This is a genomic window from Streptomyces sp. NBC_01485, assembly GCF_036227125.1.
GTDB lineage: Bacteria > Actinomycetota > Actinomycetes > Streptomycetales > Streptomycetaceae > Streptomyces.
The window spans coordinates 8,640,424-8,652,569 of the sequence record NZ_CP109435.1 but is presented as its reverse complement, the minus strand read 5'-3'; the positions used below and the strand labels follow the sequence as shown (position 1 = coordinate 8,652,569).

Genomic DNA, 12,146 nt, shown 5'->3' with positions numbered 1-12,146 from the left:
CGCGGTGTTGAGGCCGCGCGTTCGGGTTTCGGGAGCCATGCATGAGGCACGTACGACGACGGACCGTCCGGCGAGTGACGCGGCTGGCGGCCGTCGGCGGACTCCTCCTGGGAGGGGTCATGGTCACGCAGGCGGCCATGGCGAGCGAACCACCTGCCACGTCGGCGGGGCCACGCAGTACGGCGAAGAACGTCGTCACCAATCCGGGGACGGCTCTCGTCGCGAAGCTCGGCACCGCGCGCACGGCGGGCACCTGGCTCAACGCGGACGGACACCCGGTCGTGGCGGTCACCGACGCGCAGACGGCCGACGCCGTCCGGTCGGCGGGCGCCGAGGCGAAGGTCGTCTCGCACAGCATGAACGAGCTCAAGTCGGCTGCGGCGACGCTGCGTTCGGCGCCCACGGTGCCCGGCACGGCATGGGTGATGGACTACCGGACGAACCAGGTGGTCGTGCAGGCGGACAGCACCGTGTCGGCCTCCGACTGGTCGCAGTTGACGAAGACCGCCACCGGCATCGGCAGCTTCGTGCGCATGGAGCGCACCACCGGGAAGTTCACCACCCGGGTCAACGGCGCGCAGCCGATCCTGTCGACGAGCGGACGCTGTTCGGCCGGCTTCAACGTGACCAACGGATCGAACGACTTCATCCTCACCGCCGGGCACTGCGGGCCCACCGGGTCTACCTGGTTCGCGGACAACCAGGCCAAGCAGCAGATCGGCCAGACGGTCAACTCCAACTTCCCCGGCAGTGACTTCTCGCTGGTGCAGTACACGAGCGGCAAGGCGGGCACCGGCGCCGACGTGGTGGCGATCGGCAACGGCAACGGGGTGCGGATCACCGGCACGGGTGACGCGGCCGTCGGCCAGCGGGTGTTCCGCAGCGGCAGCACCACCGGCCTGCGCGACGGCGAGGTCACCGGCCTGGACGCGACGGTGAACTACCCGGAGGGCACGGTCGGCGGGCTCATCGAGACGACCGTGTGCGCCGAGCCCGGCGACAGCGGCGGCCCGATGTTCTCCGAGGGCGTCGCCCTCGGTGTCACCTCGGGCGGCAGCGGCGACTGCAAGACGGGCGGTACGACGTTCTTCCAGCCGGTGACGAAGGCGCTGGCCCAGCTCGGCGTGACGCTGATCGTGGCCGCGCCGTCCGACGCCAACAAGCAGGGCACCGATCCCACGGCGTCCAACGCCCCCCAGCCGACCGCCTCCTCGGGCCAGGCGGCGCTCTCCCCGGGCGCTGCCGGGCCGGGCTCGACCACCCCGGTGACGGGCACCGGCGCCGGTGTGACGCTCGCCTCCCGGCTCACCGACCCCCGGAACATCGGCCCCGGTCTGCTGGTCATCGCGGGCAGCATGGTCGCCTTCGTCGCGGCCCGGTACATCCGCGCCGAACAGGACCGCAAGGCCTACCAGCGGCACTACTCGGCGACGTGGGGCTAGGACCCGCCCCCGGGCAGCGGGCCCCGGACAGCGGGCAGCGGACAGCAAGCTCAGGACAGCGAAAAGGGCACCCGGTCAGGGTGCCCGCTTCGGTAGGGGAGGTTCGGCGGTCTCGGGAGCCGTCAGGCCGCTTCGACCGGCTGGGGCGCGGCGGCCCACTCCAGGACGAGCCGCCGATATTCCTCGCGCTGCTCGACACTCAGTGTCCCGCCCGACCGGAGCCACAGGGCCCGGATCTCCTCGTTGACCTCCGCGGCTGATCGCTCGGAGAGGGATTCAACAGTGGTGGACATGGTGTGAATCTTACGGCGTCCCAGGTGAAGGCCACGTGAGTCATCACGAACGAACCGGACATATCAGACGTGTTACTGATCACGTCGATCTGTCAACCCCATGGCCCGGTTCATCCCTCCGTGGCCCCCACTGGACGGGTGCCGTCAGGTGCCCGGCTTGCGGCCGTAGACGAAGACGTCGTCGCCGTTCTTCAGCAGCGACCAGTACTTCTTGGCGGTCGTGGAGGTCATGTTGACGCAGCCGTGCGAACCCGGCGGGTTCCACATGCTGAGACCGACCGAGTGGAAGGCCTGGCCGCCGTCGAAGAACTGGCTGTAGGGCATGGGCACGTTGTAGATCGTCGAGACGTGGTTGATGTGCCGCCAGTAGATCTTCTTCAGACCGGTGCGGGTCTCGTACCCGTCACGGCCGGTGCGGACCGGGACGGGCCCGTAGACGAGCCTGCTGCCGTCCTGGATCCAGCTGAGCTGGAGGGTGAGGTTGACGCAGGCGATGCGGCCCTTGTTGGTCGGGCAGGCGCCGGCCTTGTTGGGCTTGTTGCCCACCGCCTTCTGCTTGTTCATGAGGTCCATCACACCCCAGGTGACAGGCCCGGCGTAGCCGATGTTCGGCGTGATGCCGTGCTTGTTCTGGAAGGCCTGGACGGCCTTGCAGTCGGCGGTCGACTGCCTGCCGTCGACGGGCCGGCCGAGGAACTTCTCCACCTGCTTCTGGTACGGCCCGGCCTGCGTCGTACAGCTCGCGGCCTGCGCCGGCGCCGCGCCCAACGCGAGTGTCAGCGGCGCGACAAGGCCGGTGACCCCGAGCACGACGGCCCCTCGTCTGCGTATGTCCCCCATGACTGCTGCCCTCTCCCTGGCACGATTACGGCGATCTCGTCAACCTTGACCGCTGTACGGGGGTCCTGGTTGTAGTCCCGCCCAACCTGTGACGAAACACTGACATCCTCCCCTCCCTGAAGAAGGGAGGGGATTCCTGGCTCAGGCTGCCTCGGGAAAACGGCGCTTCCAGAGGTCTTCCGCCATCAGCGCCAGCCGGGTTGAGACCAGCCCGGACGAGCATCACGCGGGCGGAGTTCATGTCTCCGGGGGACACCGTTCCGCACGCGGTGCACGCGTAGGTTCGTTCGGAAAGGGGCCGTGCGTGCTTGGTTCTCGCTCCGCACCCGGAACAGTCCATCGTGGTGTGGGCCGGGTGCACGAGGTGCACGATGCGGCCGTGCTTGCGGGCCATCTCGGTCAGCGCGGTCCTGGTCGCGCCGACCGCGGCGTCCGCGGCCTTGCGGGCCATCGTGGACTTCGCCGGGAACGTGGGGCGGAAGTCCTCCACCGCGAGCTGGTCGAAGACGCGGACGACGGTCTTGGCCCACTTGCCGGCGGTGTCCTGGCGTTGCCGGGCGATCTTCTGTGGATCTTCGCGGCCTGGGCCGCCGCGCGCCGGTATCCCTTGGTGGCCCCCTTGCCCTTCGGGGTGCGGCGGCGGGCCATCTGCTTCTGGCAGCGGGCCAGGCGCGCGGCGGCGGTGCGGCCGGGCTGGGGGTGGGCTGCCCGACGGCCGCCGGGCAGGACAAGCGAAAACAGCTTCAGGTGTCGTTAAGTCCCTCTACCGTGCCTGCCGTCTCTACCGTGTCAACAGGGCTGGCCTTATAGGCGTGTTGAGGAGCCCTCGCTCAGCGGTAGCCCGTCGTGTCCGCCGGCTTTCCCGCGTCCTGGACCTCGACGAGGTAGCGCCAGGCGTCCGGGCGGCTGCCGTCGAGGTCGGTGAAGCCGTACACCGGGGCGAGGCCGCCGCTGGAGAGGGACCGTCCGTTGTGGCGGGCGACGTCGGGGTCGGCGGCGAGGGCGGCGACGGCGCGGCCGACGTAGCGGGGTGTCTCGGAGATGGCGAAGTGGGGGACGCGGACGAGGGCGTCGCGCCAGTTGTCCTCGCGTACCCCGAACTGGTCGAGCATCAGCTCCGAGCGCAGCCAGCCGGGGGTGAGCGCGACGGCGGTGGCGCCGCGCGGGCCGAGTTCGTGGCCGAGGGCGAAGGCCATGCGCAGGACGGACGCCTTGGCGAGGTCGTAGAAGAAGTTCACGCGGTAGGTGTCGCGGTTGTACTCGGCGGTCCCGTCGGTCATCTCGACGACCAGGCCGCCCGGGTTGCGCAGGAGCAGCGGGAGGGCGTGGTGGCTGGTGACGGCATGGGTCTCGACGCCGAGCCGGAGCATCCGCAGACCGTTGTCGAGGTCGTGCTCCCAGACCGTGGCGTCCCACTCGAAGAGCTTCTCGCCGCCCCAGATGTCGTTGACCAGGATGTCGAGGCGACCGTGTTCGCCGGCGATGCGGTCGACGAGGGCGCGGACCTGCGCGGGGTCGAGGTGGTCGGTGGGGACGGCGATGCCGTGACCGCCCGCCTCGGTGACCAGGTCGGCGGTGTCCTCGATCGTCTCGGGTCGGTCGTACTCGGAGCGCCGGTCGCGGGTGGTGCGTCCCGTCACGTAGACGGTGGCGCCGGCCGCCCCCAGCTCCACGGCGATCCCGCGCCCCGCGCCCCGGGTCGCCCCTGCGACCAGTGCGACCTTGTCCTCCAGCGGCCCTGACATGTCCGGCCTCCCTGCCTCGTGCGAGTGGTGTCGCTACGAGGGTCCCCGGAAAGCCGGACATCTCCTGTCGCCTTTCGGCGGCTCTCACCCGGCCGGGCGCAGCCGCTCCGCCGGGGTGCCCGCGTTTTCGGCGGGCGTCCCGGGTTCCCGGGTCCGGTCAGTGGCCGCGGGCGATCCATTCCTCCAGGTGGGGTGCCTCCGCGCCGATGGTCGTCGCGTCGCCGTGGCCGGTCAGCACCTTCGTCTCGGGCGGGAGGGCGAGCAGCCGGTCCTTGATGGACGTGATGATCGTCGGGAAGTGGGAGTAGGAGCGGCCGGTGGCGCCGGGGCCGCCGTGGAAAAGGGTGTCGCCGGTGAAGAGCACGCCGAGCCCGGGGTCGTACAGGCAGACCGCGCCGGGCGCGTGCCCGGGGGTGTGCAGGACGGTCAGGTCGGTGCCGGCGACCTCGATGACCTGCCCGTCGGCCAGGTGGGCGTCGGGTTCGCGGCCCGGGTGGGTGAGCTTCCACAACGGCAGGTCGTCCGGGTGCAGCCAGATTTTCGCGCCGGTCGCGTCGGCGAGGGCCGGCGCTGCGGAGACGTGGTCGTTGTGGGCGTGGGTGCAGACGATGGCCGTCAGTCTGCGGTCGCCCACGGCGGCGAGGATGGCGTCGGCGTCGTGCGCGGCGTCGATGACGACGGCCTCGTGGTCGTCGCCGACGATCCACACGTTGTTGTCGACGTCCCAGGTGCCGCCGTCGAGGCTGAACTGACCGGAGGTGACGAGGTGTTCGATGCGCGCGGTCATCACAGCACCACCACCGAACGCAGCACGTCTCCGTGGTGCATCCGCTCGAACGCCTTCTCGATCTCGTCGAGTTGGATGGTCTCGGTCACGAACGCGCCGAGGTCCAGGCGGCCCTGCACGTGCAGGTCGATCAGCATGGGGAAGTCGCGGGAGGGCAGGCAGTCGCCGTACCAGGACGACTTCAGGGACCCGCCGCGTCCGAAGACGTCCAGGAGGGGCAGTTCGAGCTTCATCTCCGGGGTCGGTACGCCGACCAGGACGACCGTGCCGGCGAGGTCGCGGGCGTAGAACGCCTGCCGGTAGGTCTCCGGGCGGCCGACCGCCTCGATGACGACGTCGGCGCCGAAGCCGCCGGTCAGCTCACGGATCGCCTCGACCGCGTCGGTCTCGCGGGAGTTGACGGTGTGCGTGGCGCCCATCTTCCGGGCCGTGGCCAGCTTGCTGTCGTCGATGTCCACGGCGATGATCTTCGCCGCGCCCGCCAGGTTCGACCCCGCGATCGCCGCGTCGCCGACCCCGCCGCAGCCGATGACGGCGACCGTGTCGCCGCGGCCGACGTTGCCGGTGTTGATCGCGGCGCCGATGCCCGCCATCACGCCACAGCCCAGCAGCCCGGCCACGGCCGCCGACACGGACGCGTCGACCTTCGTGCACTGCCCGGCCGCCACCAGCGTCTTCTCGGCGAACGCGCCGATGCCGAGAGCCGGGGAGAGCTCCTGGCCGGTCGAGGCGAGCGTCATCTTCTGCTTGGCGTTGTGCGTGTCGAAGCAGTACCAGGGCTTGCCCCGCAGACAGGCCCGGCACTGCCCGCACACCGCGCGCCAGTTCAGGATGACGAAGTCGCCGGGCGCGACGTCCGTGACGCCCTCGCCCACCGACTCCACCACGCCCGCCGCCTCGTGGCCGAGCAGGAACGGGAAGTCGTCGTTGATGCCGCCCTGCTTGTAGTGCAGGTCGGTGTGACAGACCCCGCAGGCCTGGATCTGCACCACGGCTTCTCCGGGGCCGGGGTCGGGGATCACGATCGTCTCGACCCGTACCGGCTCGTCCTTGCCCGGTGCGATGACACCGCGTACTTCCTGCGGCATGGTGTTTCACCCTTCCTCTGCGACTCCCCCGTCCCCCTCGACCCTAATCGCAACTGATCAGTAAGGGCAGGAGATCACTTGTCGGCGGCCGGCCGGAGCGCACGCTCACCTCGGAGAACCCCACACCGTCTCCCCCGTTTTCTCCTCATTCGCACCCTCCGTACCGCCGATCGCCGAACGGGCCGGCGAAGTAGCCTGAGGGCTCCGACTCCCGGTCACCGAATGTAACGGAATCCACCGTTCTGTTACATTCGCCGACCGCCCCACCCCCGAGGAGCCCCGTGACCATCGCAGAGACAGCCGGCGGCCGGCCCCCGTGGCGGCTGTTGCTCGACTACGTGCGGCCGCACCGCCGGGCCCTGCTGGCGGGTGCGGCGCTCTCGCTCGTCACCGGCGCGACCGGGCTGCTTCTGCCGCTGGTGGCACGGGGGTTGATCGACGACCTGGGCCACGACCGGGCGATAACCGGCGCGTTGCTGGCGTTGACGGCTCTGGTCGTCGCCAACTCGGCGCTGGGCGCGCTGGGTTCGTACGTGCTGCGGCGTACGGCGGAGTCGGTGGTGCTCGGTGCCCGCCGGGCGCTGTCCTCGTATCTGCTGCGGCTGCGGATCCCGGCCGTGGACCGCAGCGAGCCCGGTGACCTGATGGCCCGCATCACCTCCGACACGACGCTGCTGCGCGAGGTGACCACCGACTCGCTGGTGGGCCTCGGCACCGGCGGTCTGACGCTCGTCGCCACGATCGTGATGATGGGCTTGGTGGACCCGGTGCTGCTGGGGGTCACGCTGGCCGTGATCCTGTGCGCGGGGACCGTCCTCGGGGTGATCGTGCCGCGCATCAACCGGGCGAGCCGGCGCGCGCAGGACGCGGTCGGGGTGATGGGGGCCTCGCTGGAGAGGGTGCTGGGCGCGCTGCGCACGGTGAAGGCGTCGGGCGCCGAGCACCGTGAGGAGACGACGCTGCACACGGCGGCCGAGGAGTCCTGGCGGCAGAGCGTGAGCGCCGCCAAGTGGGCGGCGGTCGCGGGCAACACGGCCGGTCTGGCGATGCAGACCGCCTTCATCACCGTCCTCGCGGTGGGCGGGGCGCGGGTCGCGACGGGCGCGATCGAGGTCGGCACGCTGGTGGCGTTCCTGCTGTACGTCTTCTATCTGATGTCGCCGATCCAGCAGGTCGTCGGCGCGATCACCCAGTACCAGACGGGTTCCGCCGCCCTGAGCCGCATCCAGGAGGCCCTGCACCTGCCCGCCGAGCCGGCGTCCCGTCCCGCACCGCTGCCCTCCCCCGCCTCCGAACCGGCCTCGCTCGCCTTCACCGACGTCCGTTTCCGGTACGCCGACGATCTGCCGTACGTCCACCACGGGGTGACGTTCGCCGTGCCGGCCCGGGGCATGACCGCGTTCGTCGGACCGTCGGGCGCGGGCAAGACCACGGTGTTCTCGCTGATCGAGCGGTTCTACGACCCGGAGTCCGGCACGATCACCCTGGACGGCCGCGACCTCGACGACTGGGAGCTGTCCCATCTGCGGTCCTCCATCGGCTACGTGGAGCAGGACGCGCCCGTGCTGTCGGGCTCACTGCACGACAACCTGCTGCTGGGGAACGCGGACGCGGACGACAGCGCGGTGCGGCGCGTGCTCAAGACGACCCGCCTCGACGGTCTGGTCGAACGGCTGCCGCAGGGGCTGGACACGCTGGTCGGACACCGGGGTACGAAACTGTCCGGCGGTGAGCGGCAGCGCGTGGCCATCGCCCGCGCCCTGCTGCGTCGTCCGCGCCTCCTCCTGCTCGACGAGGCGACCTCCCAACTGGACGCGGTGAACGAGGCGGCGCTGCGCGACACCGTCGCGGACGTCGCCCGCACGACCACCGTCCTCGTCGTCGCGCACCGGTTGTCGACGGTCACGATGGCCGACCGGATCGTCGTCATGGACGCGGGCCGGGTCCGCGCGGTGGGTACGCACCGTGAGCTCGTGGCGGGCGACCCGCTCTACGCGGAGCTGGCGGCGACCCAGTTCCTCGCGACGGTCGAGTGAACCGGCGGGTCGGGGTCCGCAGGTGCGCATGACCGGGGCAGGTGCTAGGCGAGCCGTCGCAGGCGTTCGGCGTCGGCCGTGCGGGGGCAGGTCAGGCAGGATTCCGCCGGCTTGACGGCGTAGAACATGCAGCAGCCGGTGCGGGTGCGCGTGGGGTGCCGTCGGCCGTGTTCGTCCGTGAGGAGCCGGAAGCCTGCGCCCGCCGGGTACGGCGACAGGCCGTCCGGGAGCACGTCGGTGGCCGCGCGCATCCCTTCCTCCTCGCCGCCGAGGACCCGGCCCAGATACCACAGGCCGGAGACGAGGTCGTCGCCCACCATGCCCCACAGGGCGCGCGACCCGCGCCGCGCGACCGGGCCGAGCGCGGCCAGGAGGGGGGCCATGTGGTCGGCGACGGCGGACCTCAACTCCGCGCGCAGCGCCTCCTCGTCCGGGACCGTGCGGACCCCGGGCCGACCGGCCTGCGGTGCCCCGGCCAGGCACGCGAGGTCCGTGCGGGGCGTGATCGTGCAGGCGCCCGAGCCGAGGTCGAGCCCGATGTCCTCGAGCCGGATCCGGGGCACCGTGCGCTCCAGGTACCAGGGCCCGCTGGTCAGCAGGGCGACGGACCAGGCGTAGTCGTGCAGGGCGCGCGAGGCGGCCACATGCCGGGGTACGGCGACGCCGTGGCGGTCGCGGATGCGGTCGGCCTCGGCGTCGACGAAGGCGTCCAGGGTCTTCTGGTCCTTCGTCAGATCCAGGGCGGTGACGCCTGCCCTGCTGTCCGTCACGTCGACGTCCAGGACGTCGCAGAGGCCGGTCAGCCGCCGGTACACGTCACCGAGGGCACGGGTCTCCAGGGTCACGGGCATCGGCACTCCCCTACGAAGAGATCAAGTAAGGCTTACCTTAGTCGACGGTTTCACGGAAATGATCACACGCGTTTCCGCATCGCGACCCTTTTGATGCGAAGATCACATGCGCCGCACAGCCGGTTGAAAACTAAACCAAGCCTAACCTAAGCTCACGCCTTGTGACTGCGACCCGACAGGACGCGCTGCCCACGGGTGTGCCCTCCCGTGCCCTGCGGCACGTCTCCCTCTTCCTCACCGGCATCGGTGCCCTGGTGCTGTGCACCGCGTTGAGCCTCGCGCTCGGCGCCCGTTCGGTGCCCCTGTCCACCGTGGCCGGCGCGTTGTTCGGCGACGCCCACGGGAGAGAGGCGCTCGTGGTGACCGGCCTGCGGCTGCCGCGGACGGTCATCGGACTCGCCGTGGGCGCCGCGCTGGGCGTCGCCGGGGCCGTCGCCCAGGGCGTCACGCGCAACCCGCTCGCCTCCCCCACCACGCTCGGGATCAACGCGGGCGCCGGCTTCGCGGTCGTGGTCGCGATCTACGCGCTGAAGCTCGACAGCCCCGTCGAGTACGTGTGGTTCGCCTTCGCCGGCGCCGCGGTCGCCGCCCTCTTCGCGCAGGCGCTCTCCCGGCGCGCCGGGGACATCGACCCCGTACGCCTGGCTCTCGGCGGCACCGTGCTCCAACTCGTGCTGTTCTCCTGGACGTCGGCGGTGATGCTGCTCAACCAGCGCACGCTGGACGAGGCGCGGTTCTGGCTCGCCGGGTCCCTCGCGGAGCGTCCCCTCGACGTGCTGTGGCCGGTGCTGCCGACCCTCGTCCTCGGGCTGCTCCTCGCCCTGGCCGTCTCCCCCGCGCTCAACACCCTTGCCCTGGGGGACGATTCGGCGCAGGCGCTCGGCGTGCCGGTGACCCGGATCCGGCTGGCGGGCGGCATCGCGGTCGTCCTGCTCGCCGGTTCGGCGGTCGCCGTGGCCGGACCGGTCGCCTTCATCGGACTGGCCGCCCCCCACCTCGTACGGCCCCTGCTCGGCGGCGACCACCGGCTGCTGGTGCCCGGCTGTCTGATCGCGGGACCGCTGCTGCTCCTGTCGGCCGACATCCTGGGCCGGCTGGTGATCCGGCCGTCCGAACTGGAGGTCGGCATCGTGACCGCGTTCCTCGGCGCCCCGCTGCTGGCGCTGCTCGCCCGGAAGGTGGCCCGATGACCGCCGCGTCGCTTCTCTCCGTCCCCAAGGCGGCCACCGCCCGGGGCCGCGTCCGCCGCCGGGTCCTGCTGTTCGCGGTGGTCGGCCTCGCCGCCCTGTGCGCGCTGCTCACCGTCTCCCTGACGACGGGTGAGATGAGCATCCCGGCCGGGACGGCGCTGCGCGCGCTGGTCGGGCTCGGGGACTCGGGGGACGTGCTGGTGGTCCAGCAGTTCCGCGCGCCGCGTGCGGTGGCGGCCATGGTCGCCGGGGCCGGGCTGGGGGTGGCCGGGTGCGTCCTGCAACGGCTGTTCCGCAACCCGCTGGCCTCGCCCGACGTGATGGGCGTGACCGGCGGGGCGTCGCTGGGCGCGGTGGCGCTGATCGCCGCGGGCGCCACTCAGACGCTGATCCCGCTCGGGGCGCTGTCCGGCGGCCTGCTCGCCGCGCTGCTGCTCGGGGTGTTCGGCTGGCGCTCCGGGCTCGCGGTCACCCGGCTGGTGCTGACCGGACTCGCGGTGCAGGCCGCGCTGGCCGCCGCCGTGAACCTGATGATCGTGCGCTTCCCCGCCGAACTCGCCGGCTCCGCCCTGCAGTGGACGACCGGTTCGGTGTACGGGCGGACCTGGACGGAGGTGTGGGGAGCGGGCGCCGCGATGCTGCTCGCGCTGGCCGCCGCGTTCGTCCTGCACCGGGGTCTGGCCGTCCTGGACCTCGGGGACGACTCGGCGGGCGCCCTCGGGCTGCGCACCTCCACCGCCCGGCTCCGGCTCCTGGTCGTCGCGGTCGTCCTGGCCTCGCTGGCCGCGGCGCTCGCGGGGCCGGTGACGTTCGTGGCGCTCGCCGTGCCGCACGTCGTGCGGTTCCTCACCGGGCCGCCGACGGCCGTCTCCCTGGCGCTGGCCGGTCTCACCGGCGCGGTGCTGCTCCTCGCCTCCGACCTGGTGGTCCAGCACCTGCTGCCGGTCGAGGGCCTCCCGGTCGGCGCGGTCACCGCCACGCTCGGCGCGCCCTGGCTCCTGGTGCTGATGCTGCGTCAGAGCTCGCCCGTCCAAAGGAGTCACGGATGACCCACAACCAACTCACCACGCGGGGCCTCGACCTGCGCTACGGCGACCGGCTCGTCGTCGACGGGCTCGACCTGACGCTGCCCGGCGGCGCGGTGACCGCCATCGTCGGCCCCAACGCCTGTGGGAAGTCCACCCTGTTGAGGGGTCTGAGCCGGCTCCTCGCGCCCGCCGCCGGCACGGTCACGCTGGACGGCGCGGACATCCACGGCATGTCCGCCCGCACGCTGGCCCGCCGTATGGGCCTGCTGCCGCAGCAGCCGGTCACGCCGGAGGCGATCACGGTCGAGGCGCTCGTCCGGCTCGGCCGCTACCCGCACCAGCGGCTGCTGAGCCCCTGGTCGGCCGCCGACCAACGGGCCGTGGACGAGGCCCTGGAGCGCACCGGCACCGCGCCGCTGCGCGACCAGCCGGTGGACCGGCTCTCCGGTGGCCAGCGTCAACGCGCCTGGATCGCGCTGGCGTTGGCCCAGGACACCGAGCTGCTGCTGCTCGACGAGCCGACCACCTTCCTGGACCTGCGCCATCAGCTCGACGTCCTCGACCTGGTCGCCGCCCTGCACGCCGAGTCCGGCCGCACCGTCGTCATGGTGCTGCACGACCTCGGCCAGGCCGCCCGCTACGCGGACCACATGGTGGTCCTCAAGGACGGCCGTCTCGCCGCCGCCGGCCCGCCCGCCGACGTTCTCGACGCGGAGCTGGTCAGGTCCGTGTTCGAGGTGGACTGCCGGGTCGTCCCCGACCCGGAGACCGGCACCCCGCTGGTCGTCCCGAAGAGCAGCGCGGTACGGCATTCCGCCGCTTCCGCGTGAACCCACGCCCCGGTCC

General features: G+C 71.9%; 11 protein-coding genes and 1 pseudogene. 5 read left to right on the top strand and 7 right to left on the bottom strand.

The features are described from left to right. The first annotated feature begins 74 nt into the window (after positions 1 to 74). Positions 75 to 1,442: a S1 family peptidase gene (locus OG352_RS37845; protein WP_443072446.1), complete on the top strand. Its 1,368-nt coding sequence runs from the start codon at positions 75 to 77 to the stop codon at positions 1,440 to 1,442. Positions 1,443 to 1,564: 122 nt separating this feature from the next. Here the strand turns inward: OG352_RS37845 and OG352_RS37840 are convergent, their stop codons facing one another. From OG352_RS37840 to OG352_RS37815, 6 genes and pseudogenes are all read right to left on the bottom strand, one after another. Continuing rightward, complete coding sequence (locus tag OG352_RS37840) at positions 1,565 to 1,735, bottom strand: hypothetical protein (protein ID WP_093770941.1); 171 nt, start codon at positions 1,733 to 1,735, stop codon at positions 1,565 to 1,567. 144 nt (positions 1,736 to 1,879) lie between these two features. Next, positions 1,880 to 2,575 carry a L,D-transpeptidase family protein gene (locus OG352_RS37835; RefSeq protein WP_329223174.1) on the bottom strand — a complete coding sequence of 232 codons (696 nt, stop codon included), beginning with the start codon at positions 2,573 to 2,575 and terminating at the stop codon, positions 1,880 to 1,882. Between the two features lie 163 nt (positions 2,576 to 2,738). Next, positions 2,739 to 3,277 (bottom strand): annotated as a pseudogene (locus OG352_RS37830) (RNA-guided endonuclease TnpB family protein); the annotation flags it as partial. Between the two features lie 128 nt (positions 3,278 to 3,405). Then, positions 3,406 to 4,320 carry an SDR family oxidoreductase gene (locus OG352_RS37825; protein WP_329223172.1) on the bottom strand — a complete coding sequence of 305 codons (915 nt, stop codon included), beginning with the start codon at positions 4,318 to 4,320 and terminating at the stop codon, positions 3,406 to 3,408. Positions 4,321 to 4,477: 157 nt separating this feature from the next. After that, positions 4,478 to 5,107, bottom strand: coding sequence for an MBL fold metallo-hydrolase (locus OG352_RS37820; protein WP_329223170.1), 630 nt, complete (start codon positions 5,105 to 5,107; stop codon positions 4,478 to 4,480). Further along, positions 5,107 to 6,195, bottom strand: coding sequence for an S-(hydroxymethyl)mycothiol dehydrogenase (locus OG352_RS37815; RefSeq protein ID WP_329223168.1), 1,089 nt, complete (start codon positions 6,193 to 6,195; stop codon positions 5,107 to 5,109). The genes OG352_RS37820 and OG352_RS37815 overlap by 1 nt, the downstream gene beginning before the upstream one ends. Positions 6,196 to 6,476: 281 nt before the next feature. Here OG352_RS37815 and OG352_RS37810 point away from each other — a divergent pair, with 281 nt between their 5' ends. After that, a complete protein-coding gene (locus OG352_RS37810) occupies positions 6,477 to 8,231 on the top strand; it encodes an ABC transporter ATP-binding protein (protein WP_329223166.1) in 1,755 nt (584 codons plus the stop codon). A gap of 44 nt (positions 8,232 to 8,275) precedes the next feature. On the opposite strand, the gene OG352_RS37805 is transcribed toward OG352_RS37810, so the two are convergent. Beyond that, entirely contained in the window at positions 8,276 to 9,082 is an 807-nt protein-coding gene (locus OG352_RS37805; RefSeq protein ID WP_329223165.1) for a (2Fe-2S)-binding protein, read from the bottom strand. Between the two features lie 197 nt (positions 9,083 to 9,279). Here OG352_RS37805 and OG352_RS37800 point away from each other — a divergent pair, with 197 nt between their 5' ends. Genes OG352_RS37800 through OG352_RS37790 form a run of 3 tightly spaced genes read left to right on the top strand, consistent with a single transcriptional unit; the run spans position 9,280 to position 12,130 of the window. Further along, positions 9,280 to 10,272: a FecCD family ABC transporter permease gene (locus tag OG352_RS37800; protein ID WP_329224128.1), complete on the top strand. Its 993-nt coding sequence runs from the start codon at positions 9,280 to 9,282 to the stop codon at positions 10,270 to 10,272. Next, positions 10,269 to 11,321, top strand: a complete 1,053-nt coding sequence (locus OG352_RS37795) for a FecCD family ABC transporter permease (RefSeq protein WP_329223163.1) — start codon at positions 10,269 to 10,271, stop codon at positions 11,319 to 11,321. Before OG352_RS37800 ends, OG352_RS37795 begins: the two co-directional genes overlap by 4 nt. Next, the gene (locus tag OG352_RS37790) at positions 11,318 to 12,130 is read left to right on the top strand and encodes an ABC transporter ATP-binding protein (protein WP_329223162.1); all 813 of its coding nucleotides are present in this window, start codon (positions 11,318 to 11,320) and stop codon (positions 12,128 to 12,130) included. Before OG352_RS37795 ends, OG352_RS37790 begins: the two co-directional genes overlap by 4 nt. Positions 12,131 to 12,146: the final 16 nt, after the last annotated feature.